This window comes from Kitasatospora sp. NBC_01250 (genome assembly GCF_036226465.1).
Classification (GTDB): Bacteria; Actinomycetota; Actinomycetes; order Streptomycetales; family Streptomycetaceae; genus Kitasatospora.
This window is the reverse complement of record NZ_CP108476.1, coordinates 4,323,835-4,348,910: the sequence shown is the minus strand read 5'-3', so window position 1 is coordinate 4,348,910 and position 25,076 is coordinate 4,323,835. Positions and strand designations below refer to the sequence as shown.

The 25,076-nt window shown below is 72.8% G+C and carries 18 protein-coding genes and 1 pseudogene; 14 read left to right on the top strand and 5 right to left on the bottom strand.

What is annotated here, in order from left to right:
• Positions 1 to 51: 51 nt before the first annotated feature.
• A complete protein-coding gene (gene acs, locus OG500_RS17960) occupies positions 52 to 2,007 on the bottom strand; it encodes an acetate--CoA ligase (RefSeq protein WP_327067686.1) in 1,956 nt (651 codons plus the stop codon).
• A 511-nt stretch (positions 2,008 to 2,518) separates the two neighbouring features.
• Here acs and OG500_RS17955 point away from each other — a divergent pair.
• Together OG500_RS17955 and OG500_RS17950 are read left to right on the top strand one after the other, a co-directional pair.
• Complete coding sequence (locus OG500_RS17955; protein WP_329581479.1) at positions 2,519 to 2,980, top strand: hypothetical protein; 462 nt, start codon at positions 2,519 to 2,521, stop codon at positions 2,978 to 2,980.
• A 261-nt stretch (positions 2,981 to 3,241) separates the two neighbouring features.
• A complete protein-coding gene (locus OG500_RS17950) occupies positions 3,242 to 4,216 on the top strand; it encodes a chitinase (protein WP_329581476.1) in 975 nt (324 codons plus the stop codon).
• A gap of 149 nt (positions 4,217 to 4,365) precedes the next feature.
• On the opposite strand, the gene OG500_RS17945 is transcribed toward OG500_RS17950, so the two are convergent.
• Both OG500_RS17945 and OG500_RS17940 read right to left on the bottom strand, forming a co-directional pair.
• Positions 4,366 to 6,684, bottom strand: coding sequence for a SulP family inorganic anion transporter (locus OG500_RS17945; protein ID WP_329581473.1), 2,319 nt, complete (start codon positions 6,682 to 6,684; stop codon positions 4,366 to 4,368).
• 403 nt (positions 6,685 to 7,087) lie between these two features.
• Positions 7,088 to 8,140 (bottom strand): ATP-binding protein, encoded by a 1,053-nt coding sequence (locus OG500_RS17940; RefSeq protein ID WP_329581471.1) that lies wholly within the window; start codon positions 8,138 to 8,140, stop codon positions 7,088 to 7,090.
• A gap of 196 nt (positions 8,141 to 8,336) precedes the next feature.
• Here OG500_RS17940 and OG500_RS17935 point away from each other — a divergent pair, with 196 nt between their 5' ends.
• On the top strand, positions 8,337 to 9,299 hold the full coding sequence (locus OG500_RS17935; RefSeq protein ID WP_329581469.1) for an oxidoreductase: 963 nt from the start codon (positions 8,337 to 8,339) through the stop codon (positions 9,297 to 9,299).
• A gap of 390 nt (positions 9,300 to 9,689) precedes the next feature.
• Here OG500_RS17935 and OG500_RS17930 read toward each other — a convergent pair whose 3' ends face one another.
• Entirely contained in the window at positions 9,690 to 10,715 is a 1,026-nt protein-coding gene (locus OG500_RS17930; protein WP_327067680.1) for an HAD family hydrolase, read from the bottom strand.
• Between the two features lie 690 nt (positions 10,716 to 11,405).
• On the opposite strand from OG500_RS17930, the gene ssd reads away from it, so the two are divergent.
• The 7 genes and pseudogenes from ssd to OG500_RS17895 form a co-directional block, all read left to right on the top strand.
• Positions 11,406 to 12,527 (top strand): septum site-determining protein Ssd, encoded by a 1,122-nt coding sequence (ssd, locus tag OG500_RS17925; protein ID WP_329581466.1) that lies wholly within the window; start codon positions 11,406 to 11,408, stop codon positions 12,525 to 12,527.
• Positions 12,524 to 13,858, top strand: a complete 1,335-nt coding sequence (locus tag OG500_RS17920) for a TadA family conjugal transfer-associated ATPase (protein WP_329581463.1) — start codon at positions 12,524 to 12,526, stop codon at positions 13,856 to 13,858. The genes ssd and OG500_RS17920 overlap by 4 nt, the downstream gene beginning before the upstream one ends.
• Positions 13,855 to 15,024, top strand: coding sequence for a type II secretion system F family protein (locus OG500_RS17915; RefSeq protein WP_329581460.1), 1,170 nt, complete (start codon positions 13,855 to 13,857; stop codon positions 15,022 to 15,024). Before OG500_RS17920 ends, OG500_RS17915 begins: the two co-directional genes overlap by 4 nt.
• Positions 15,021 to 15,869, top strand: a complete 849-nt coding sequence (locus OG500_RS17910) for a type II secretion system F family protein (protein WP_329581457.1) — start codon at positions 15,021 to 15,023, stop codon at positions 15,867 to 15,869. Before OG500_RS17915 ends, OG500_RS17910 begins: the two co-directional genes overlap by 4 nt.
• Before the next feature lie 159 nt (positions 15,870 to 16,028).
• Positions 16,029 to 16,448: a DUF4244 domain-containing protein gene (locus OG500_RS17905; protein WP_329581454.1), complete on the top strand. Its 420-nt coding sequence runs from the start codon at positions 16,029 to 16,031 to the stop codon at positions 16,446 to 16,448.
• Positions 16,449 to 16,578: 130 nt separating this feature from the next.
• Positions 16,579 to 16,917, top strand: a complete 339-nt coding sequence (locus OG500_RS17900) for a TadE family type IV pilus minor pilin (protein WP_329581452.1) — start codon at positions 16,579 to 16,581, stop codon at positions 16,915 to 16,917.
• Positions 16,917 to 17,345 (top strand): annotated as a pseudogene (locus OG500_RS17895) (Rv3654c family TadE-like protein); the annotation flags it as partial. The gene OG500_RS17900 and the pseudogene OG500_RS17895, both read left to right, overlap by 1 nt.
• Positions 17,346 to 17,498: 153 nt before the next feature.
• Here OG500_RS17895 and OG500_RS17890 read toward each other — a convergent pair.
• A complete protein-coding gene (locus OG500_RS17890) occupies positions 17,499 to 19,853 on the bottom strand; it encodes a DEAD/DEAH box helicase (protein ID WP_329581450.1) in 2,355 nt (784 codons plus the stop codon).
• Positions 19,854 to 20,125: 272 nt separating this feature from the next.
• Here OG500_RS17890 and bldG point away from each other — a divergent pair, with 272 nt between their 5' ends.
• The 4 genes from bldG (at position 20,126) to OG500_RS17870 (ending at position 25,004) form a co-directional block, all read left to right on the top strand.
• Positions 20,126 to 20,467: an anti-sigma factor antagonist BldG gene (gene bldG / locus OG500_RS17885; protein WP_327067672.1), complete on the top strand. Its 342-nt coding sequence runs from the start codon at positions 20,126 to 20,128 to the stop codon at positions 20,465 to 20,467.
• A 292-nt stretch (positions 20,468 to 20,759) separates the two neighbouring features.
• Positions 20,760 to 21,170, top strand: coding sequence for an ATP-binding protein (locus OG500_RS17880; RefSeq protein ID WP_327067671.1), 411 nt, complete (start codon positions 20,760 to 20,762; stop codon positions 21,168 to 21,170).
• 445 nt (positions 21,171 to 21,615) lie between these two features.
• Positions 21,616 to 23,979: a sodium-translocating pyrophosphatase gene (locus OG500_RS17875; protein ID WP_327067670.1), complete on the top strand. Its 2,364-nt coding sequence runs from the start codon at positions 21,616 to 21,618 to the stop codon at positions 23,977 to 23,979.
• Between the two features lie 101 nt (positions 23,980 to 24,080).
• Positions 24,081 to 25,004 (top strand): hypothetical protein, encoded by a 924-nt coding sequence (locus OG500_RS17870; protein WP_329581447.1) that lies wholly within the window; start codon positions 24,081 to 24,083, stop codon positions 25,002 to 25,004.
• Positions 25,005 to 25,076: the final 72 nt, after the last annotated feature.

Genomic DNA, 25,076 nt, shown 5'->3' with positions numbered 1-25,076 from the left:
CCTTCCGCAGAAGGGGGAGGCCCTCGGGCGTTCTTGCCGGGTGTTGCGGGGTCAGCTGTGGTCGGAGCCGGTCGGCAGCTGGGACTGGATGAGGTTCATCACGGAGGAGTCGGCGAGGGTGGTGGTGTCGCCGACTTCGCGGCCCTCGGCGATGTCGCGCAGCAGGCGGCGCATGATCTTGCCGGAGCGGGTCTTGGGGAGTTCGCTGACGACCTTGATCTGCTTGGGCTTGGCGATCGGGCCGAGGGTCTTGCCGACGTGGTTGCGCAGGTCGGCGATGAGCTCGTCGCTGTCGGTGGCGGTGCCGCGCAGGATGACGAAGGCGACGATGGCCTGGCCGGTGGTGGCGTCGGTGGCGCCGACGACGGCGGACTCGGCGACGGCGGGGTGGCCGACGAGGGCGGATTCGACCTCGGTGGTGGAGATGTTGTGGCCGGAGACGAGCATGACGTCATCCACCCGGCCGAGCAGCCAGATGTCGCCGTCCTCGTCCTTCTTCGCGCCGTCGCCGGCGAAGTAGCGGCCCTCGAAGCGGGACCAGTAGGTGTCGATGTAGCGCTGGTCGTCGCCCCAGATGGTGCGCAGCATGGAGGGCCACGGCTCGGTGAGGACGAGGTAGCCGCCGGAGCCGTTGGGCACCTCGCGGGCTTCGTCGTCGACGACGGTGGCCGCGATGCCGGGCAGCGCGCGCTGGGCGGAGCCGGGCTTGGTCTCGGTGACGCCGGGCAGCGGGCTGATCATCATCGCGCCGGTCTCGGTCTGCCACCAGGTGTCGACGATCGGGGTCTTGCCGGCGCCGATGTGCTCGCGGTACCAGATCCACGCCTCGGGGTTGATCGGTTCGCCGACCGACCCGAGGATCCGCAGCGAGGAGAGGTCGAAGCGGGCGGGGATGTCGTCGCCCCACTTCATGAAGGTGCGGATCGCGGTGGGGGCGGTGTAGAGGATGGTGACGCCGTACTTCTGGATGATCTCCCAGAAGCGGCCCTGGTGCGGGGTGTCGGGGGTGCCTTCGTAGATCACCTGGGTGGCGCCGTTGGAGAGGGGGCCGTAGACGATGTACGAGTGCCCGGTGACCCAGCCGATGTCGGCGGTGCACCAGTAGACGTCGGTCTCCGGCTTGAGGTCGAAGACGGCGTGGTGGGTGTAGCTGGCCTGGGTGAGGTAGCCGCCGGAGGTGTGCAGGATGCCCTTGGGCTTCCCGGTGGTGCCGGAGGTGTAGAGGATGAAGAGGGGCTGCTCGGCGTCGTGCGCCTCGGGAGTGTGCTCGGTGGACTGACGCTGGGTGAGCTCGTGCCACCAGACGTCGCGGCCCTCGGTGAAGGAGGTCTCCTGGCCGGTGCGGCGCACGACCAGGACGTGTTCGACCTGGGGGCACTTGGCCAGGGCCTCGTCGATGGCGGGCTTGAGCGCGGTGGGCTTGCCGCGGCGGTAGCCGCCGTCGGCGGTGATGACGAGCTTGGCGTCGGCGTCCTGGATGCGGGAGGCGACGGCGTCGGCGGAGAAGCCGCCGAAGACGACGGAGTGCGCGGCACCGATCCGGGCGCAGGCGAGCATCGCGACGACTGCTTCGGCGATCATGGGGAGGTAGATCGCGACGCGGTCGCCCTTGGCGACGCCGAGTTCGAGCAGGGCGTTGGCGGCCTGGGAGACCTCGTCCTTGAGCTGGGCGTAGGTGATGGAGCGGCTGTCGCCGGGCTCGCCCTCGAAGTGGATGGCGATGCGGTCGCCGTTGCCGGCTTCGACGTGGCGGTCGACGCAGTTGTACGCCACGTTGAGCTTGCCGTCGGCGAACCACTTGGCGAACGGCGGGTTCGACCAGTCCAGGGTCTCGGTGGGTTCGGTGGCCCAGCTGAGGCGGCGGGCCTGCTCGGCCCAGAAGCCCAGGCGGTCCTCGGAGGCCTGCGTGTACGCGGCCGCGGTGACGTTGGCGGTCGCGGCGAGATCGGCGGGCGGGGCGAAGCGCCGCTCCTCCTTGAGCAGGTTGGCCAGGCTCTCGTTGCTCAACGCGCACTCCTCATTCGAGTCTGTTCATCGTGCTTTCTTTCGCGGGCCCCCGCGGAAAGCACTGTGCTGCGGGATGTCCCTGCCAAGGGATTGTCCCGTGTGTCCCAGCGCACAGCTCACCAGGCGAAGAGGTCGGTTGACAAGGGGGCCCGGGAAATTGGTGTAGACCTTTGACTGATTGGTGATCGTCGAGGCAGATCGGCGGGCTGCGGATGCCGTCAGGTGGGAATTATGCCCCCGGTGACGTCCGACGGCCGAGCGGGCGCGTCGCCGGCCCACGGGGCATCAGCTGATTCTTGTGCGCCGAGTCTTGACGCTCGTCACCGCCGGTACTCCACTGGAAGTACCAGCTCAGGCGGCCTCCGCCGGGTGCCGGAGGCCCGAGGCCCCCGGGGTCGCCCGGCCCACGGGTGCGCGGGGCGGTGCGGAACTCTCGGGGAGTTGAACCATGGTGGAATCTCCTGCCTACCCTGCCCCGCTGCCGAGACCGGGTGACTTCGCAGTCGTCCAGATGTCCGGTGATATCGGACGACTGATCAGACTGGGCCAATGGCTCAACGGTGACGGCTTCGCCAACTACGAGCACGCATTCCTAATGATCGACGACGACACCTTGGTCGAGGCCGAACCCGGTGGGGCCCGCCGGGCCCCGCTCGCCGAGTACGGCGCGACGCGGATCCGCTGGTCCAGCGGCCGGATAGAGCTGACGGACGAACAGCGAGAGGCGGTCATAGCCGCGGCGCACCGCTACCTCCGGGTGCCGTACAGCTTCCTCGACTATGCGGCGCTGGCCGCCCACCGGTTCCATCTGCCCGGCAGTCCGCTGCTCAAGGGGTACGTGGCCAGCACCCGGCACATGATCTGCTCGCAGCTGGTCGATCAGTGCTACCAGGACGCGGGGGTCCACCTCTTCAGCGACGGTCGCTGGCCGGGGTATGTGACGCCGGCCGACCTCGACCGGCGCATCGGCTGAGGAGCCGTCAGAGTCACTGGACCGAGAGCTGCTTTCGCGCGCTTCTCCCGTGCACCGCCGCATGCTGGTGTGGCGCGGGAGTCGCGTGCTCCCTTGACATGTTCCGAGGGCAACGCCACCATCGCAGGACCAAGGTTAGGGAACTTTACTAACCGTCGCCGCCCCCACACGTGCGACCCGCCTCCTGTCCGACGTGCGCCCCTCGAAACCCGCCGTGCACAGGACGGGCATGCCTCCTGAAAGGTTGCCATGAAGGTTGTCATGAACAAAAAGTTCTGGCCTGCCGTCCTCGCCGCCTCGGTGCTGCCGATCAGCCTCGCGCTGGCCACCGCGCCCGCCCGGGCAGCCACCGCGCCGGCGGCAGCCCCGTCGGCGGATGCGCCCTCGGCGGCGAGTGCCTTCCCGGCCCACTACGCGGCGCCCTACCTGCAGATCAGCGGCTCGGACGCGGCCGACCTCACCGCCGACCGGAAGGCCAGTGGCGGGCGCTACTACACGCTGGCCTTCCTCACGCCCAAGTCCGGTTGCACACCGATGTGGGAGGACGGCAACGACTCGCTCGGGGCGTTCACCGCGCAGGTCAACGCGGTCAAGTCGGCGGGTGGCAACGTGATCATCTCCTTCGGCGGTGAGGCCGGCGGCGAACTGGCCCAGACCTGCACCTCGGTCTCCGCGCTGACCGCCGCCTACGCCAATGTCGTCAAGACCTACGGAGTCACCAGGCTCGACTTCGACATCGAGGGCAGCGTGCTGGACGACAGCGCGGCCAACTCCCGCCGGGACCAGGCGCTGGCCGCGCTGCAGAAGAGCGACCCGTCGGTGCAGATCGACTACACCGTCCCGGTCGACCCGACCGGCCTGGAGTCGAACGCCCTCAGCCTGCTCAAGGACGCCAAGAGCAAGGGGGCCCAGGTGAACCTCGTCAACATCATGACCATGGACTTCGGTGACGGCCAGAACGCACTGAAGGACGCCGAATCCGCCGCCAACGCCACCGCGGGGCAGCTTGCCGGGGTCTACGGCGGCAGCACGGCCCAGGCCTTCGGACGTCTGGGCCTGACCCCGATAGCCGGGCGCAACGACGACAACGAGAACTTCACCCAGGCCAACGCGACCACTCTGGAGAGCTTCGCCGCGGCGAAGGGCGTCCAGGAGCTGTCCTTCTGGGAGGTCGACGGCTACGACAAGGGCGTGGGGTACGCCTACTCCAAGATCTTCAACAAGATCACGCATTGATGACGGCGCTGGGACGCTGCCCTGGGCCCTGCGCTCGGGCAGCGTCGCGGCGCTGATGCGGGCGGATGTCGGTTCAGGCGCCGCCGGTTCGGCAAGCGCCGGGTTCGGGCGGCGCCGGTCGGGCGGCGCTGGTTCGGGTGGGGCGCCGGTCAGGCGGCGCTGGCGATCTCGCGGGAGCCGGCCACTGCGCTGAAGCGTCCGCTCTCCCGGTCGAGCACGTAGGTCTGGGCGGTGGCGAAGTCGAAGTACATGCCGACCAGTTGCAGTTCACCGTCCAGGACGCGCCGTTCGACCGCGGGATTGGCCATCAGCTGGTCGAGTTGCTGCACCACATTGGTGATGCCCAACTGCTCGACCTCATCGCTGACCTGGCGGTCGGCGAACTCTGCCGGGATCCGGGCCAGCCGGGCCAGTGAGCCGCGGCCGTTGCGCAGCCACCGGGCCAGCGGGGTGGGGCGGCCGGGCTGCTCGTGCACACCGTTCAGCAGGGCCTTCATGGCGCCGCACCCGGAGTGACCGCAGATCGTGATGCTGCGCACCTCCAGCACCTCCACCGCGTACTGCACGGCGGCGGCCACGGAGTCGTCGGCGGCGCCCGGTTCGTGGGGGACGGGGACCAGGTTGCCGATGTTCCGGACGGTGAACAGGTCGCCCGGGCCGCTGCTGGTGATCATGCTGGTGACCAGCCGGGAGTCAGCGCAGGTCAGGAAGAGCTGCGAGGGCGTCTGACCCTCGCGCGCGAGTCTGGCCAGCTCGGGGCGGACCAGAGGTGCGGTGTGTGACTGGAATCCGCGCACGCCACTGAGCAGGCGACGGTGCGGATCGTCCTCCTGGTCGATGCAGCGGTGGCCGACCCAGGGCGTCCAGGCGCGGCAACGGTGCGGACCGGGGTTGCCGGCCGAGCGCACCGTCCCGTCCGGGTCCAGCACCGCGCCCTCCTGGCGGACGGTCAGCATCGTGACCTGGCCGCCGCGCGCCAGGTGGTCGGCGCGCCAGGACTGCAGTGCCTCGTAGGCGGCGTGGTCCAGGAAGGCGCCGTCGTGCAGGATCGTCACCCGCGCCCCGGCCGGTGGCGCGGCCAGCGCCCTGGTCAGCCTCGGCACGGAGAGAAAGGTCAACGGGCCGTGCGTGCGCACCTCGTAGGAGCCGTCCGGCTGGACGCTCACCTCGAGGTGGGCACAGGCCAAGCGGCAGAGGGCGAGCAGCGCGGTCGCCGCCGCGCCGGTGGCGACCCCCAGCGGGACTCCGAGCAGGACCACCCCGAGGACAGTGGCGAGGTAGACCGCGAACTCGCGGTGCCGGTAGACCCTGCGGATGTGTGCGAAGCCGACCATCTGCATGCCGACCACCATGACCAGGGCGGCCAGTGCGGCGAGCGGGATCCAGCGCAGGCCGCCGGTCAGCGCGACGGCGGCCACCAGCAGCCAGCAGCCGTGCAGCACGGTCGACCATCGACTCCGGGCTCCGGCACGGACGTTGGCCGAGCCGCGGATCTCCCCGCCGGCGACCGGGAGACCGCCCAGGAGGCCGCTGACCAGGTTGGCGGCGCCCTGGCCGCGCAGCTCACGGTCGAGGTTGCCGGGCGTGCCGCTCTGACGGTCGACCGAGACCGCGCTGAGCAGGGACTCGACGCTGGCCACCGCGGTGACCGTCAGGACCGCACCGAGCAGCGCGAGCGGTGCTCCGTGGGGGAGGGCGGCGAGGTCGTGCCGGCCCCAGGCGAGCTCGACCCGCGCGAGCCGGAAGTCGAAGAACATGGCCAGCGCCGTACCGGCTGCCACCGCGACCAGCGCGGCGGGGACGCGCTCGAGCAGGCCGCCCAGCCGACCGGCCTGCCCGGGCAGCAGGTGGAGCCTCGGCCACCCGCAGAGGATGGTGATGGCCAGCAGGCCCACCATCAGCGCCGGCGGATGCGGACCCGACAGCTGGGCGGGCAGCGCCGCCAGGTTGGCCACCGTGGAGCCCTGGGGCGTACCGCCCAGCACCACGTGGAACTGGGCGATCGCGATGGTGATCCCGACACCGGCCAGCATCCCGTGGACCACGGCCGGGGACAGCGCCAAGGCCGCCCGGGCCACCCGCACCGTGCCGAGCAGCAGTTGGAGCAGCCCTGCCGCGAGGGTGATCGCACAGGTGGCCTGCCAGCCGTACCGCGTGATCAGCCCGGCGGTGATCACGGTGAGCGCGGCCGAGGGGCCGCTCACCTGGAGCGGTGTCCCGCCGAGCAGGCCGGCCGTGATCCCGCCGGCGGCGGCAGCGACCAGCCCGGCCGTCAGCGGGGCCCCGGCGGCCAGCGCGATGCCCAGGGAGAACGGCAGCGCCACCAGGAAGACCACCAGGGAGGCGGTCAGGTCCTGGGCGGCGGGGCGGCGGTGGCGTGCCGCTCCCGGCGCCGCACCGAGGGGCGGCGCGTGGCTGTCGCTGGAGTCGTCGGTGCGCGGCGGGGGAGGGGGTGTGTCGAGGGCCATGGCTTCCCGTCCTTCCGTGGAACGGACGCGGTCTGGTCCGTTGTCGCAGTCAAGTCCTCTGGTGGTGTGGGTGATCGGCTCGGCCGTCCTGCCGCCTGGAGCGGCTGGACGGTGTGTGGGACACGCCGGCAGGCGCGGGTGCGTCGCCCCGGCAGGAGTGGCGACGCACGGACCCATCCATCTCCCGCACCAAGAGTTGGTAAACGGTGAGTAATGGAAGCTTTGCATAGCGTAAGAGTGTGCGGGAGTCCTCGGGGCGATATTCACCCCTGAGAGTGGCCTGCGGCGGTCGTGCTGACGCATGGACGGCGGGGCCGGCGCTACGCGCCCGGTGCGGGTGCGTACCGTCGGCCCCGCCGTCTGGCGCCCCGGGGCGAGGCGGGTGGGGTGGCCGGGTGCCGTGTCAGACGGTGGCACCGGCCGGGTCGGCGGCGTCCTGCGCGGCCGATGCCTGGTCGGGCAGGCGTTCTTCGGTCCCGGGGTGCGGCGCGGCGGCCGAGCCCAGGACGAAGGACGGGTCGACCTGAGTCGCCAGATCCACGCCCGCCTTGGCGTTGCCCCAACTCTCCGCGTTACGCAGGTGGAAGTGGACGGCCTGCGCGGTGTACCGCCGCGGGTCCCGGAGCGGGAAGGCCCCGTCCGCCTCGGTGCGCAGCAGTTCCAGGACGGCCCGGTTCTCCGTCTCCAGGGAGCTGAGCGGGGGTTCGGCCCCCTGCTCCAGGCGGCGCACCCACTCCGAGTGCCCGAAGGTCGCCACCAGGTCCTCGCCCACCTCCCGGCGCAGGAAGTCCAGGTCGTCCGGGCCCTGGACCTTGTTGCCCACCACGCGCAGGTGTACGTCGAAGTCCCGCGCGTACTCCTTGTACTGGCGGTAGACCGAGACTCCCTTGCGGGTCGGTTCGGCCACCAGGAAGGTGAGGTCGAACCGGGTGAAGAGTCCCGAGGCGAAGGAGTCCGAGCCCGCGGTCATGTCGGTGACCAGGTACTCGTCCGGGCCGTCCAGCAGGTGGTTGAGCAGTAGCTCCACCGCACCGACCTTGGAGTGGTAGCAGGCGACCCCGAGGTCCTCCTCGGTGAAGGCGCCGGTGACCAACAGGCGCACCGAACCCTCGTCCAGCGCCACCGGGCGGGCGCAGCCGGCGTACACCGGATTCTCCTCGACGATGCGCAGCAGTCGGGAGCCCCGGCCGGGCGGCGTGGTCTTGATCATCTCGGCTGCGGAGCCGATCCGGGGGTTGCTGCCGCGCAGGTACTCCTTGATGGCCGGCAGCTGGGCGCCGAGGGCGGGCAGCTCGGCGGCCTGGTCGTCGGTCAGCCCGAGTGCGGGGCCGAGGTGTTGGTTGATGTCCGCATCCACCGCGATCACCGGACGTCCTGCGGCGGCTAGATGACGGATGAACAGGGCCGACAGCGTGGTCTTGCCGCTGCCGCCCTTGCCGACGAAGGCGATCTTCATCTGGACTCCCGGCTCTCGCGCCGTCGACCGTCGCGTGGGCCCCGGCGGACTTGTTGATAATCGTTATCGTCTCCGATAGCGGTCATAGTAATCGTGGTTTGGTCCACCGCGCCGGAGGGAAGTGCGGATTGCCTCGAACGGGTGATGACGGGGTTGCTGTGCGGCCCGGACTGCCTGGGTCGTTACTCTCGGGTAGGTGAGCACTGGAACTGATCCGCTGGCCCCGCTGGCCGAGCTTCCCGGGGTGTCCGAGTCCGTCGCCGAGGTCCGCAAGGCCGTCGACCGGCTCTACGGCCACCGCGTCATGCGCCGCCGTGCGCCCGAGGTCACCGGGGAGGCCGCGCTGCGCGGAGCCCGCGCGTCGGCGGCGCTGTCCGGCGCGGACTGGCCGCTGGAGGAGGTCCGGCGGCGCAGCGACTTCAGTGCGGGCGCCGAGGAGCGCACGGTCGGTGGTGCGCTGCGGATCTCGGCGGAGGCGGGTCAGCTGCTGAGCGTCTGGCGGACCTCGCCGCTGCAGGTCCTGGCGCGGCTGCATCTGCTGGCCGCGAGCGACCCGGGCGCGGCTGCGGGCCCGGGCGCCGCCACCGCGGCGGCCGGCCGGCCGCGGCGGGCGGGCGAGTCGCCCGAGGAGCTGTTCCCGTCGGAGCTGAGCCCTGTGGAGGGCGTGGCGGCGGCCCCCGGCGATCCGCTGCTCGGAGAGTTCGAGCCGTCTGCCGATCAGGGCCAGCGGGGGGTCGGGGCGGCCCTGCCGCCCGCGCCGCCGGCGGACGAGGTGGCGGCCAGGCTCGACCAGCTCGCGCAGCTGTTGGCGACGCGGCCGTCGGGTGCCCAGGGTGGCGCTCCCGCGCTGGTGACCGCGGCCGTGGTGCACGGCGAGCTGCTCGCGCTGCGGCCGTTCGCGAACTACAACGGACTGGTCGCCCGGGCCGCCCAGCGCATCGTGCTGATTGCCGAAGGCCTTGACCCCAAGGCGATCTGCCCGGCTGAGGTCGGTCTGGTCGAGCTGGGCACGGCCGCCTACCGCGAGGCGCTGGCCGGCTATGTCTCGGGTACGCCGCAGGGGCTGGCGCGCTGGATCGCGCACTGCGGCCTGGCGTTGCGGCTCGGTGTCCGGGAGAGCACGGCGGTCTGCGAGGCGATGCAGCGCGGGATGGTCTGATCGGAGGCCGGCGGCACCGCCTTCGGCAGGCAGGGCCGGCGGACGGAGTTGCGGCGACATCCCGACTGCTGATGTCGCCGCTGGTACAACGATTCGGGTGACCATGCGTGCACCGGATTTGCCCATCAGGCGGGGATCCTGCCCGTTCGCCTGGTGCGGCGGCCCGATCGCGGGTCGGCTGCACGTGGGTGCTCGAAGGCTGTACGCGGTCCGTGGGCCTGAACTGCGGTGTCGGTCTGACCTCTTCGGGTCCTTCCGGGTCTCGCGGGCCGTGAGTCCTTTGTATCTCGGAATCAGGGCAAAGGGAACTCGAAGGGCGAATTCTTTACCTTTGCCCGATTTGGCATGAGCTGAGCGGCCCGCCCGGTCGGTGGCCGGACCACCCGCCGCTCAGGCGACGGGGCGCTGCCGCTTGGCGAGTTGCCAGACCAGGCCGGCGCTCAGGCAGGCGGCACCGACCGCGACGGCGGCCAGTACACCGCGGCTGGGCGTCTTGAACTCGGGCAGCCGGCGGTGCAGTTCGATGGGGCGATCGAAGACCAGGATCGGCCACTCGCGGGCCGCGGCCTCCTTGCGCAGGCCGCGGTCCGGGTTGACGGCGGAGGGGCGGCCGACGGCCTCAAGTAGCGGCAGGTCGGTGATCGAGTCGCTGTAGGCGTAGCTGTCGGCCAGGTTGTAGCCCTTGCGTCCGGCCAACTCGCGGATCGCGGCGGCCTTGTTCTCCGCATACGCGTAGTACTCGATCTCGCCCGTGTAGCAGCCGTCCTCGATCGCCAGTCGGGTGGCGATCACGTGGTCGGCGCCGAGCAGGGTGCCGATCGGCTCGACCACTTCGGCCCCGGAGCTGCTGACGATCACCACATCCCGCCCGGCGGCGTGGTGTTGCTCGATCAGGGCCGCCGCCTCCTCGTAGATGAGCGGGTCGATCATGCCGTGCAGGGTCTCCGCGACGATCTCGCGGACCTGCTGGACGTTCCAGCCCCGGGTCAGCGCGGAGAGGTACTGCCGCATCTTCTCCATCTGGTCGTGGTCCGCGCCGCCGACCAGGAAGACGAACTGGGCATAGGCGCTCTTGAGAACGGCTCGACGGTTGATCAGGCCGCCTTGGTAGAAGGGCCTGCTGAAGGCCAGCGCGCTCGACTTGGCGATGATCGTCTTGTCGAGGTCGAAGAAGGCAGCGGTGCGGGCCGGGCCGAGTGGCGAGGGTCCGGCGACGGTCCGGGGTGCGCCGGCGTGCCCGGCGCCGGCCTCGGCAGGCTGATCGGCGGCGTCCGCCGCGATGACCGGAGCGGCCTCGGGGGGCTGCTCGGGTGTCTGCGGGACAATCGGGCTACCGCTCGGCGCGGGATTCGGCGCGGCCTGCGGCCCGGAGTTCTCGGCACCGTTGGCGATGTCGGCGTTCTCGGTGGTGTCCACAAGAACCGAGGATAGATGGCGGTCTCACGGGCGCCGCCATTCGGTGGACCCGGGGGCGTGCTGGTTTGTGTTTCTGGCCGGTCGGGTACACCATGGAAGTCACGGATCGTTCGCGACCGTGCTAACCCGGTCCGGCTCCTCCCCCCCGAGTCGGGCTGTGGATAGACGACCCCCGCTCTCCCCCCCGGCGGGGGTCGTCGCATGTTCAGGGCCATTCTTCGGGCCTCTGGCGGGGGGTGCCCAGCACGTGGGCGAGGGTGAGCATCCCCTCGGGCGATCTGATCGGCAGGCTCATGCCAAGCTATTTTCGTCACTCTATGTAGCTGGTCGAGTGGTACCTGCTTACGTGTTCAGAAGCGCGTCAATTTCGCTGTTGCGGACTCCTCGCACGAGTGAAGTAGGAGCCAATCGGGCGAGCGTGGATATCCACATGGGCCGGGTTATCCACAGCAAATGATGAGTCGCTGACGCAATTGGAACGAGGCGGCACGGTTGGGGCCGAGCCGAAGCCGTGGGCCCGGACCGATGAGGCACAGAGCGCCGATCGAGACGCCGGCGCACGGTCGAGGTCCCATCGTCCTCGCTCGCCTCGTACCGCTCTCCCGGAGCCCGCCGTCCGACGCCTCGCGCGTCGGTCCGACGGGCGCGGCCGACGGTCCGTCAGCGGGCATCCCTTCCGGGGAGGCAGCCATGCCGGCACTCACCATCGACCAGTACGGATCGGCGTCCGACGATCCCGGCGCCGCCGGGCCCCTCATCCTGACCGAGGACGAGGCACTCACGGAGCAACTGCTCCGGCTCTGCGCAGCCGCCGGTGCCCAGCCCCAGCTGCTGGGCGGGGCACCACCGCTCCCGCGCTGGGAGACCGCGCCGCTGGTCCTGGTCGGCGACGACCAGTCCAAGCGGTGCGCGGAGCTCCCCCGACGGCCCGGGGTGGTGCTCCTCGGCCTTGATCTCGACGACTGCGAGATCTGGGTCCGGGGCGTCCAGCTCGGCGCCGAGCAGGTGGTCTTCCTGCCGGACGCGCAGGCCTGGCTGCTGGACCGGATCGCCGACGCGGTGGAGGGCTCTGCCAGTCCGGCGCTGACCGTGGCCGTGCTCGGCGGTCGGGGCGGCTCCGGGGCCTCCACGCTCGCCTGCGCACTGGCCGTCACAGCCGCCGGAGCGGGCCACCACACGATGCTCATCGACGGGGATCCGATGGGCGGCGGGCTCGACGTCCTGCTCGGCGGGGAGAGCGCCGATGGGCTGCGCTGGCCCGACCTGGCCGGTACGCGAGGCCGGGTCAGCGGCGCCGAACTCGCCGCCGCGCTGCCGAGGTTGCACCAGATCAGCGCACTGTCCTGGGATCGGGGCAGTCCGCTGCAGATCTCGCCGATCGCGATGCACAGCGTGCTCGCCGCGGCTCGGCGCCGCGGCGGGCTGGTGGTCCTCGATCTGCCACGACATCTCGATCCGGCCGCCGCCCACGCGCTGGAGCAGGCTGACACCGGTCTGCTGGTGGTGCCCGCCGAGCTGCGCGCGATGGCGGCGGCGGGCCGGGTCGCGGCGGCGGTCGGCATGCGCCTGGCCGACCTGCGGGCCGTGATCCGGTGGCCGGGGCCGGTGGGCCTGCGGGGGACGGAGATCGCCCATGGCCTGGGCCTGCCGCTGGCCGGCGAAATCACCCACGAAGCGGGCCTGACGGTCGACGCGGAGCGCGGCAGGCCACCGGGGGCACGGGCTCGTGGCCCGCTCGCCCGGTTCTGTTCCGCGTACCTGGCCGCGGTTCTGCCCAGCACGTCCGTCACCGAAGGAGGAATGGCGTCATGAGCACCCGCACGACGTACACCAGGAACGACCTGGGCCGGCCTGCCGACTGGGGCCCGAGGCCGCACCGGCCGCGAGCGGCCACCGCGGCGGTGCGACGGCACTCCACCACTCCGGCCGCCGCGGCGGCGTCGGGGGTGACGGCGGCGGGGCGCGCGACGGCCCTGCTGGATGCCGTTCGGCTGAGGCTGGCCGAGGCGGGCGCGGTGCCCACGGCCACCGAGGTCACCGCCGCATTGCGCTCCGAGCGGCTGCCGCTGGGTGGCGACGACCTGCTCGAGACCGTCAGCACGCTCCGCTCGGAGCTGGTCGGTGCGGGCCCGTTGGACGCCCTGCTGAGCGCGCCGGACGTGACGGATGTGCTGGTCAACGGGCCGGACGAGGTCTGGGTGGATCGCGGCGGCGGGTTGTGCCGGGAGAACTCCGTCGGTTTTCCCGATGCCGAGGCGGTGCGTCACCTCGCGCATCGGCTCGCCACCGCGGCCGGCCGCCGGCTCGACGACGCCCGGCCCTGGGTCGACGCCCGCCTCCCCGACGGCACCAGGCTGCATGCGCTGCTCCCGCCGATCGTCAGCGACTGCACGCACCTCTCGTTGCGGATCGCTCGCCAGCATCCCTTCACGTTGGACGAGTTGGTGGCGGCCGGGGCGCTGCCGCCGGGGGGCGCCGAGTTGCTCGCCGGCATCGTCCGGGCCCGGCTCTCGCTGATGATCAGCGGCGGGACGGGCGCCGGCAAGACATCCTTGCTGGCCGCGTTGCTGGGCCTGGTCGGGCACCAAGAGCGGATCGTCATCGCCGAGGACTCTGCGGAGCTGCGGCCGGCTCATCCGCACGTGGTCCGGCTGCAGGGGCGGCCACCCAACCAGGAGGGGATCGGTGAGCTGACCCTGCGCGATCTGGTGCGGCAGGCGCTGCGGATGCGCCCGGACCGCTTGGTGGTCGGGGAGGTGCGTGGCGCGGAGGTGACCGAGTTGCTGGCCGCCCTCAACACCGGCCATGAGGGCGGTTGCAGCACCGTGCACGCCAATACGGCGGCCGACGTGCCGGTCCGCCTCGAAGCGCTGGGGTCGATGGCGGGCCTGGACCGCTTCGCCCTGCACAGCCAGCTCCGCGCCGCCCTGGACGTGGTGATCCATCTGGTCCGCGATCAGCGGACCGGGCAGCGACGGGTCGCCGAACTGCACACGCTGGCCGAGGATCGCGCCGGTCACGCCGCCACCGTTCCCGCGGTGGCCTTCGGCCCGGACGGTTCGATCGCACGGGGGCCGGGCTGGGAGCGGTTGGTGCGGCGCTGTGCCGAGCGCGGCGTCGCCGTGGAGCGGGGGCGGCGATGACCGGGCGTCAGGTGGATCTCGGGCTGGCCCTGCTGCTCGGCGCGATCGCGACAGGCGCGTGGGCCTGGCTGAACCGGCGGGTGCGGCTGCGGCGGCGCTTCGGGGCCCTGTTGCCGAGGCGGCCGAGCGGTCCCGCGGTGCTGGTCAGGATCGGCCTGCGACGGCTGCGCTGGTTCTACGGCTGCGGCTGGCCCCGGCCACGCTGGCTGGTGGTCGAGCTCTGGCTGCTGCCAGTCGGGTTGGCCATCGGCTACGGCGCCCGTTCGCCGATTCCAGCGGTGGCCGCGGTACTGCTGATCTTTCCCAGCTGTCGGTGGCGGGAGCGGCACGGGGCGATCCAGGAGGAGCGCTCGCGGGCAGCCGCCGTCATCGAACTGTGCGCCGCGCTGGCGGGCGAACTGCGCGGTGGCGCAACGCCCGAGCAGGCGCTGGAGACGGTGACTGCCCCGGGCCGGGCGGCTGGGAGCGTCTTCGGCCGGCTGGGTGACGAGGCGCTGGCCCGTCTGGCGGCCGGCCGGTACGGCGCGGATGTACCGGCGGCGCTGCGCTGGCTCGGGACCCTGCCCGGGGGTGCCGGGGCCTGCGCGATCGCGGCCTGCTGGCAGGTGACCGCGGACAGCGGCACGGGGCTCGCCGCGGCCCTCGACCAGGTGGCCGAGGCGCTGCGGGCCGATGGTGCGCTGCACGAGGAGGTCCGGAGCGAGCTGGCCGGGCCGCGGGCCACCGCGGGCCTGCTCGCGGCTCTCCCGGCCTTCGGGCTCCTGTTGGGCGCCGCCCTCGGGGCCCGGCCACTGTCGGTCCTGCTGCACACCCCCTTGGGGTGGGGGTGCCTGCTGGCAGGCCTGCTCCTGGAGGTCGCCGGGCTGCTGTGGACCGGGCGGATCGTGCGCGCGGCGCTGGCCGACGTGGGCGCTCCGGCCGGGGCCGTGGCCCGACCGCCGGGGCAGCGGGCACGGCCGGAGCGACCGGGGACGGCTGCCGCGCCGCGGTGGTCCTGCCGGGCGGGTGGCGGCGGGCCTGGGGGCCCGCACACGCGGCGGCCCCGGGCGGTCCCGTCGGCCCGGCGGCGGTCGAGCACGACGGTACGGCGGCGGGATTGCACGGGGTGGCCGACGCATCGGGGGCTGCCTCCGGTCGGCGAGGGCGTGCTGGGGGCGTCGTGGTGAACACGGTGTCGAGCCTGGCCCAGGCGCTGCCGGTGCCGTTGCCGCTGGTGATCCTGACGGGGGCGTTCACGCCGGTGCTCGTGCTGGTGGCAACCGCTGGCCGATTGCTGCGGCGTCGGGCCCAGCGCCGCCGGGCGGCTCGGGTGGGGCTCTTCGGGGAACGGGAAGGAGATCGGCCGACCCGGGCCGCCGGCGGCACCGGGCGTGGCCGGCCGAGGGGCCGCTGGCGGATGAAGGCAAGGGGCGGGGTGCCGCTGCTCGTCGGCGCGCTGGTGGCTGCACTGGTGCCTGGCGCGGTGGGCGTGCTGGGGGGAGTGCTGGCGGCGGTGCTGCTGCTGTGGCGGGGGCCGCCGGTGTTCCGCTCGGGCCGCGCCGGTCGGGCGTCGGGCGAGCCGGGCGCGCTGGTGGCTCAACTTCCCTTGACCGCGGACCTGCTGGCCGCTTGCCTCGGGTCGTCCGCCTCCCCGGCGCAGGCCGCCGAAGCCGTCGCGCGGACGATCGGTGACCCGATGCGGACACGGCTGGCCGCCGTGTCGGCGGAGTTGGCCCTGGGAGCGCCGCCGGCGCAGTGCTGGCAACGGCTGGGCGCTGACTGCCCGGCGCTGGCCCCGCTGGCCCGATGCCTGGTGCGCGCCACCGTCAGCGGCGCGCCGCCGGCCGCGGTGCTCGCCGGTCTGGCCGTCTCCCAGCGGTCAGCGGCGGCTCGCGCCGCGCACACCCGGGTGCGTCGTGCAGGAGTGCTGGCGACCGCGCCGCTGGGTCTGTGCTTCCTGCCGGCGTTCGTACTGATCGGCATCGTGCCCGTGGTCACGGGCCTGGCGGCGGCGTTCGGTCGGCGGGTGTGACTGGCAAGTCTCTTGCTGGAAGCAGCAAGTGACGTGACGTCAGACATGAAATCGAGAACTCCTCAACGGAAGGCAGTGAGAACGATGAGTGGAACGAACGGAGCCCGTGGCAGGCGCAGGGCCAGCGCGATGAACCGTGGTGCCGGTCGGGGCGGTCCGGTGGTGACCTTCATCGCGTCGCCGTCGCACGAGCGGTCGGGAGAGGGCCGAGCGGCGACCGGTGGACTGGCGGCCGTCCGGCGCCTGCCCGTGCCGTCGGCGGTCGGGCCGACGGCCGAAGTCCCGGATGAGGTGCGGTCCCTCGGGCGACCGGGGCGGGCCGGGCCGGCGTCCGCACCCACGCACCGCAGGCCGCGGCGGCGGGTGCGCGAGTCCGTCCGCTACGCGTTGCACCGGTTCCTGCGCCTTCTTCGTCGCAGCTTCGTCGACGCCGGCGACGAAGGGATGTCGACCGCCGAATACGCGATCGGAACGGTGGCGGCCTGCGGGTTCGCGGCCTTGCTGTACAAGGTCGTGACGAGTGATGCGGTGACCACCGCGCTGACCGAGCTGGTGAATCGGGCGCTCCATGTGGTCTGACGGGCCGGGGCCGCCGGTTCGGCGTCGGCGGCTCACCGCCCGGTGGCGCCGCGCGCTCCTCGGCCGTGTCCGTGCCAGGCGGGCCGGGCGGGCCGGGCGGGCGGGCCGGGCTGCCCACGAGGCGGGGTATGTGACCGCGGAGACGGCGGTGGTGGTGCCTTCACTGGTGCTGCTGCTCGCGATGCTCCTGTGGGGCGTTCTGGCCGGGGCCGCGCAGCTCCGGTGCATCGACGCCGCGCGGGTCGCGGCCCGGACGGCGGCACGGGGTGACGCCGACGCTGTCGCCAAGGCCGCCGTGGTCGCCCCGCCGGGGGCGACCATCCAGGTGCTCGCGGGCGGCGACACGGTCTCGGTCCTGGTGGAAGCGAAGTGTCTCGGGGTCGGGCGGCTGGCATCCGCGCTCTCGGTGACGGTCTCGGCAACAGCCGTGGCCGCACGGGAGGACCGGATCGGAAGGGAGGTGGAGTGATGCTGTCCGACGGACCGGCGCCGGCCGGTGTCGGTGCTCGGGACGGGTGCTCCGGGCGGGGCCGGGGCCGTGGGCCGGGCGGTGGCCGGTGCCGGGATCGGGATCGGGACCGCGGGTCGGCGACGATCTGGCTCTCGGGGTTGCTGTTCCTCGGGTGCGCGGTCTTCGGGCTCGCCCTTGCCCTGGGGTCGGCGCTGGCCGCCAGGCATCGCGCCGAGTCCGCCGCCGACCTGGCGGCGCTGGCGGCGGCGGACCACCTCCTGTTGGACGCCGACGGCGGGTGCGCCCGGGCCGCGGCGCTGGCGGCGGCCCAGCGAGCCCAGCTGGTCTCGTGCGTGGTCGACCTCGGCACGGACAGCGTCGAAGTGGCCGTCCAGGTCCCGGTGCGGGGCGTCCGGATCCCGGTCGGACCGGCGACCGCACGGGCGCGGGCCGGGCCGGTCTGGGCCCCGGAGGGGGTGGACGAGGCGGCTCCGGCCCCGCCCGCCCCGCCGACCGCGGCGGCCCTGGCGATCCGTGGCGGCGCGCCCGTCGGGTGGGGCGCCCGTCGGGCGGGAGCCGGGATCGCCCGGCGTCAGGCGCTACCCGGGTTCGACCTCGGCACCGGGCTCCTCCCCGGCACCGGGCGCGCCGGCGAGGAGCGCGGTCAGCAGCCGGACGGCCCCGGCCTTGTCCAGCGGGTCGTTGCCGTTCCCGCACTTGGGCGACTGGACGCAGGACGGGCAGCCGCGCTCGCACTCGCAGGAGGCGATGGCCTCGCGGGTTGCGGTCAGCCACTGCACCGCGCGTCGAAATCCGTGCTCGGCGAAGCCGGCCCCGCCGGGGTGGCCGTCGTAGACGAAGACGGTCGGCAACTGGGTGTCCGGGTGCAGCGGCACCGAGACGCCGCCGATGTCCCAGCGGTCGCAGGTCGCGAAGAGCGGCAGCAGACCGATCGAGGCGTGCTCGGCCGCGTGGGCGGCGCCGGGCAACTGGTCGTAGGGGATCAGCGCGTCCAGCAGTTGCTGCTCGGTGACGGTCCACCAGACCGCCCTGGTCCGCAGCGTCCTGGGCGGCAGGTCGAGCTTGGTCTCACCGAGGATCTCGCCGGTGGAGATCCGCTTGCGCAGGAAGCCGACCACCTGGTTGACGACCTCGACCGAGCCGAAGTTGAGGCTGCCCTCGCCCCAGGCCACGGTGCGGTCGGTGGCGAGGATCGAGATGGCCGTGGTGTCGCGGGCCGAGGTGGTGTACGAGGGGTTGGCGAGTTCGACCAGGGCCGCCGAGGCCTCCAGGTCGAGGGCCCGGACCAGGTAGGTGCGCCCCTGGTGGAGGTGGACGGCGCCGGTGTGCACCGTGGTGTGCGCGGCGGCCGCGTCGACGGTGCCGAGCAGTCGCCCGGTGGACGCCTCGACGATCTGGACCGGATTGCCGCCGCTGCCGCGCAGGTCGACCGCGTCGACCGCTCGTTCACGGCGGGTCCAGTACCAGGAGCCGTCGGTCCGGCGACGCAGCAGCCCCCGCTGTTCCAGCACCGGCAGCAGCTGGGCGGTCGTGGGACCGAACAGCTCCAGGTCGTCCGGCCCGAGCGGGAGTTCGGCGGCGGCGGCGCACAGGTGCGGAGCGAGCACGTGCGGATTGTCGGGATCGAGCACCGTCGCTTCCACCGGGCGGGCGAAGAGCGCCTCCGGGTGGTGCACCAGGTAGGTGTCCAACGGATCGTCGCGGGCGATCAGGACGGCCAGCGCCCCCTGGGCCTCGCGCCCGGCCCGTCCAGCCTGCTGCCACAGGGAGGCGCGGGTGCCGGGGTAGCCCGCCATCAGCACGGCGTCCAGGCCGGAGACGTCGACGCCCAGCTCCAGCGCCGAGGTGGAGGCCAGACCGAGCAGCCGTCCGGAGTGCAGGTCGCGCTCCAGGGCGCGGCGCTCCTCGGGCAGGTAGCCGCCCCGGTAGGCGGCGATCCGGTTGGCGAGCGGTGCGTCGAGGTTGTCCTGGGCCTGCAGCGCGACCAGTTCGGCGGCGCGCCGGGAGCGTACGAAGGCCACGGTCCTGGTGCCGGCCGCCACCAGGTCGGTGAGCAGATAGGCGGCCTCGGTGGTGGCGGTCCGCCGGACCGGGGCACCGTGCTCGCCGACGTGTTCGGTGAGCGGCGGCTCCCAGAGGGCGAAGACCAGGGGGCCGCGGGGCGAGGCGTCCTCGGTCACCGCGACCGCGGGCAGCCCGGTGAGCCGTTCGGCGGCCGCGGCCGGACCTGCGGTGGTCGCGGAGGCGAGCAGGAAGGCCGGGTCGGAGCCGTACCGGCGGCAGAGCCGGCGCAGTCGGCGCAGTACCTGGGCGACGTGGGAGCCGAAGACGCCGCGGTAGCTGTGGCACTCGTCCACCACCACGTAGCGCAGCGCCTTCAGGAAGGAGGACCAGCGGGGGTGCGCGGGCAGGATGCTCCGGTGCAGCATGTCGGGATTGGTCAGCACGTAGCTCGCGTACTGGCGGACCCACTCGCGCTCCTGCGGCGGGGTGTCGCCGTCGTAGAGCGCGGCGCGCACCCGGTCCGGGGCGAGCTCGGCGGCCCGGCGGCGCTGGTCGGCCGCGAGGGCCTTGGTCGGGGCGAGGTAGAGCGCGGTCGCGCCGCGGCCGTTCGGCGCCTCGGTGCCGTCCAGCAGATCGCTCAGCACCGGTGCCAGGTAGCCGAGCGACTTGCCCGAGGCGGTCCCTGTGGCGATCACCACAGTTTGGCCCTCCTTGGCCAGATTCATCGCCTCGGCCTGGTGCGCCCAGGGCCGGGAGACACCGAGCTCCGAGGCGGCGGCGCGGATCTCGGGGCGAATCGAGTCGGGCCAAGGGGCATAGCGCGCCTCGCGCGCGGGGAGATGCTCCGTATGGGTGAGCCGGTCCGAGCGGCCCCGGCTGGCGACCAGGGTGTCGAGCAGGGCCTCGGGCAGGCGATGGCTGGGCGGCATGGAGACCCAGTGTGTCACTGGAGTGACGGACAATCGCGGCAAGCCATCGTGCGGGCATGCTGCCAGGTGGTTGAATGATGCGGTGGCGGCCAGCTGGCCGGACCGGCGGCACCTGGGCCGGTTGCTCGGCCATGCGGTGGAGACCGGTTCAGACGGCGCAGGCCGGCTGGCACGGTGGAGATCGCTGGTCGGGAGCGGTGGCCGAACGGCCGATGCCGCCCGACTCGCCGTAGAACGCAATAGACGTAGCAAGGCAAGGTGCTGGAGGTTCCGTGGACCTGTCCCTGTCGACCCGTACAGTCGGCGACCGCACGGTCGTCGAGGTTGGCGGCGAGATCGATGTGTACACCGCTCCTAAGCTTCGCGAGCAGCTGGTCGAGCTCGTCAACGACGGCAGCTACCACCTGGTCGTCGATATGGAGGGTGTCGACTTCCTGGACTCGACCGGGCTGGGCGTGCTGGTGGGCGGCCTGAAGCGGGTCCGTGCGCACGAGGGTTCGCTGCGCCTGGTCTGCACTCAGGAGCGCATCCTGAAGATCTTCCGGATCACCGGTCTGACCAAGGTCTTCCCGATCCACTCCTCGGTGGACGAGGCCGTCGCCGCGACCGACTGATCCGGCTGGCCCGGGGCCGTCCCGTTCAGCGGGGCGCCCCCGGTGCCCGGCCGCATGAGTTTTCCTGGCCGCACGCGGTTCTGTCGCGGCCTCATGTAGTCCGGTGCGTCCGCTGCGGTGCGTCGGCCGGTGATTGGCGCCCCCTCAGGGTGCTCGCGCCGCAAAAGTGGTGGCGTCGCGTCAGGATGCCGGGTCATGGTGCCGGTTCTGGTGCCAGGGCGGCGGCCGTTGGCGAGTGCCGAGCCGCGGCTTGGCGGCAGTGTGCCCCTGGAGACGACCCCGAGAGGGAGAGATGGCAACCGTCGAACTGCGATTCAGCCCCCTTCCCGAGCACGTGCGGACGGCACGGCTGGTGGCGGCGGCGGTGGCCAGACGCGCGGGCGTGGACGAGTCGGTGCTGGACGAGCTCCGGCTGGCCGTGGGCGAGGCCTGCTCCCGTGCCGTGGGCCTGCACCAGCGCGGCGGCCTCGCCGGCGCCGTGCGGGTCGCGCTGACCGACCAGGAGAAGCGTTTCGTCATCGAGGTCGGTGACGGCGCCGGCGAGCTGAGCGAGTTGGCCGCGCCCACCGACGACGACTCGGGGGACGGCTCCGACGACACCCTCGGCCTCGCGGTGATCACCGGACTGGTGGAGGACGTCGAGGTCGGCCGGGACGACGCCGGCGGCCTGATCCGGATGGCCTGGCCGGTCCACCCGGCATAGCGGTGGTTCAGGAGGCCCAGTGCGGCCCCTGATGTACCCCGCACGTGAAGTGACAAGAAAAAGAATCATGGGCGGCCCCGAAAACCAAGGTTTTTCGGGGCCGCCCATGATTCTTTCTGTTCTGTGCTGCACGCGGTCTATATCAATCCCGCGTTGATTCCTACACTCGCTCCTGGATATCCGGTCGGACCGACTGATCCGGTCCGGTCGCCTGTGCCACCAGAGCCACGTGCGCGCCGTCCGGACCGTTCGGCGTGCCGGTTTTCGGGGAGGACGCATGGCGGGAATCACGATCATCGCGACTGCTTCAAGCGCTATCGGCGCACTCACCTCCGCTCCAGCCACTCCAGTTCCAGCTCTCTCCGCGCCAGCCTCGCACGCGCTTTCAGCCTCGTCCGCGCCGCTGGCCACACTTTCCGCCGGGGCACCGGTGCGACCACGAATCTTGAACGTTCTGGCCGACGGTTCCACCGGCAACGCGGTACTCACCGGTGGCAACCGGCTGGTGGTGGTGATCATCGGTCTGATCGCCCTGGCCGCCCTCGGTGTCGCCGTCCTGCTGGTCCGCCAGGTGCTCGCGGCCGACGCCGGAACGCCGGTCATGCGGCGGATCGCGGGAGCCGTCCAGGAGGGGGCGAACGCCTACCTGGCCCGGCAGTTCCGCACCCTGGCGGTGTTCGCGGCCGGCGCCTTCTTCCTGCTGATGCTGCTGCCGGCGGACAACTGGTCGCAGCGCCTCGGACGCTCGGTCTTCTTCCTGGTCGGCGCCGTCTTCTCGGCGGCCACCGGGTACCTGGGCATGTGGCTGGCGGTGCGGGCCAACGTCCGGGTGGCCGCGGTGGCCCGGGGCGTGTCGGCCGGTCAGGAGCGCTCGGCGCAGCACCGGGCGATGCGGATCGCCTTCCGCACCGGCGGCGTGGTGGGCATGTGCACGGTGGGCCTGGGCCTGTTCGGCGCGGCCGTGGTCGTGCTGATCTACCAGGCCGACGCCGCCCGGGTGCTGGAGGGCTTCGGCTTCGGCGCCGCGCTGCTCGCGATGTTCATGCGGGTCGGCGGCGGGATCTTCACCAAGGCGGCGGACGTCGGCGCGGACCTGGTCGGCAAGGTCGAGCAGGGCATCCCGGAGGACGACCCGCGCAACGCCGCCACCATCGCGGACAACGTCGGCGACAACGTGGGCGACTGCGCGGGCATGGCGGCGGACCTCTTCGAGTCCTACGCGGTGACCCTGGTGGCCGCGCTGATCCTGGGCCGCGCGGTCTTCGGCGACGTCGGCCTGGTGCTGCCGCTGATCGTGCCGGCGATCGGCGTGCTCACCGCGGTGCTCGGGATCGTGGCGGTCGCCCCGCGCGAGCGCGACCGCAGCGGGATGTCCGCGATCAACCGGGGCTTCTTCCTCTCCGCCGCGGTCTCGCTGCTGCTGGTGCTCGGCGCGGCCTACCTGGTGCTGCCGTCCAGCTTCGCGGCCCTGCACCACGTGCCGGACGCGATCCGCGGTCACCACGGCGATCCGCGCCTGTTCGCGCTCGCCGCGGTGGTGATCGGGATCGTGCTGGCCGTGCTGATCCAGCAGCTGACCGGCTACTTCACCGAGACCAACCGCCGGCCGGTGCGCGACGTCGGCCGCAGTTCGCTGACCGGTCCGGCCACCGTGGTGCTCTCCGGCGTCTCGCTCGGCCTGGAGTCGGCGGTGTACTCGGCGGTGCTGATCGGTGCCGCGGTCTACGGCGCCTACCTGCTGGCGGGCGGCTCGATCGTGCTCGCGCTCTTCGCGGTCGCGCTGGCCGGCACCGGCCTGCTGACCACGGTCGGCGTGATCGTGGCGATGGACACCTTCGGGCCGGTCTCCGACAACGCCCAGGGCATCGCCGAGATGTCCGGCGAGGTCGAGGGCCTGGGCGCCCGGGTGCTGACCGAGCTGGACGCGGTCGGCAACACCACCAAGGCGATCACCAAGGGCATCGCGATCGCCACCGCGGTGCTCGCCGCGACCGCCCTGTTCGGCTCGTTCACCGACGCGATCAACGAGGCCGTCGCCAAGGCCGGCGGCAGCGCGGTGATCGGCAGCCCGGCGGGGCTCAGCCTGGACATCTCGCAGCCCAACAACCTGGTCGGCCTGCTGCTGGGCGCGGCCGTGGTCTTCCTCTTCTCCGGACTGGCCGTCAACGCGGTCTCCCGCTCGGCCGGTTCGGTGGTCTTCGAGGTGCGCCGGCAGTTCCGTGAGCACCCCGGGATCATGGACGGCAGCGAGACCCCGGAGTACGGCAAGGTGGTCGACATCTGCACCAGGGACGCGCTGCGCGAGCTGGCCACCCCCGGCCTGCTGGCCGTGCTGGCGCCGATCGCGGTGGGCTTCGGCCTGGGGGTCGGCTCGCTCGGCTCCTACCTGGCGGGCGCGATCGGGGCGGGCACCCTGATGGCGGTCTTCCTGGCCAACTCGGGTGGCGCCTGGGACAACGCCAAGAAGCTGGTGGAGGACGGTGCCCACGGTGGCAAGGGCAGCGAGGCGCACGCGGCGACGGTGATCGGCGACACCGTCGGCGACCCGTTCAAGGACACCGCGGGGCCGGCGATCAACCCGCTGCTCAAGGTGATGAACCTGGTGTCGCTGCTGATCGCGCCGGCCGTGGTGCGGTTCAGCTACGGGGTGCACGCGAGCGCGGGCGTGCGCGCGCTGGTGGCCGTCGTCGCGGTACTGGTGGTGGTCGGCGCGGTGTACGCCTCCAAGCGCCGCACGGTGGACGTGGCGGGCGGCACGGACGCGCCGCAGGGCGTCGGGGACGGGAGGGTGGCCCCGGCCGGGGGCTGAGCGTCGCCCGGGGGCCTCGCGTCGCCCGGGGCCGAAGGCCGGTCGAGGTCGTCGGGTAGGTTCACCCGGGACGGATCGCGACGTGACTGAAGGGCTCCCAGGTGGACGAGCGAGTGCTGGCGGACGGGCGTGCCCAGGCGGCGGGACGGGGCGGCGGTACGCGCTCGCGCACAGGCGGACCGACCCGCCGCCTGCTCGGCCTGCCGCTGCTCGGGGTGCTGCTCGCCACCGGCGCGGCGGCCTGCTCCAGTGACAACAGCGGGCAGCTGAACAGCTGGGCGAAGCAGGTCTGCGACGGGATGCGGGACCCGGTGACCCAGTCGCAGAACGCGCTGAAGGACACCGGACAGGTCAAGCAGGGCGAGGCGCCGGCCGATCTGCAGAAGCGACTGGCGGCCGACCTGGGCGCCCTGGGCACGTCCAACCAGCAGATCGCCGACGCGATCGACAAGGCCGGCGCTCCCAAGATCGACAATGGCGCCGGCCTGCAGAAGGACGCCGTGAGCGAGCTGCGGCAGGCGGCGCAGGGGTACCAGGACGTCCAGAAGAAGCTGTCCGGGCTGTCGACGGACGATCAGGGGAAGTTCGCCGACGGGCTGAAGAGCGTGGGCGACCAGGCGCAGCAGCTGTCCAAGCTCTCCACCGTGGCGCTGGCGAAGGTGCAGACCGGCGACCTGGGGAAGGCCCTCGCCAAGCAGCCCGGCTGCAAGAGCCAGGGGTCCTCGACGGCGGGTGCCGGCGGGGCCGCGGGTGCGAGCGCGGGTGCGTCGGCCGGCGCGGGTGCGTCGGGCAGTCCGGCGTCCTCCGGCAGCCCGGCGGCTCCCGGCAGCCCGGGCGGGTCGCCCAGCGCGGGCGGGTCGCCCAGCGCGGGCGGATCGGCGAGCCCCGGCGGCGCGGGCAGCCCGAGCGGGTCGCCCGGCCCGGGCGGTTCGGGGTCGCCGGCCGCGGCCGGCAGCCCGGCCGGCTCCGGCTCCGGGAGCCCGGCGGCCTCGGGCAGCCCGTCCGGCAGCGCCTCGCCGAGCTGAGCCGTGGCCCCGCGCGCCCTGACGGCAGGTCAGGGCGCGCCCGGCTCGGCCGCCCGGCTCGCGGGCGGGACA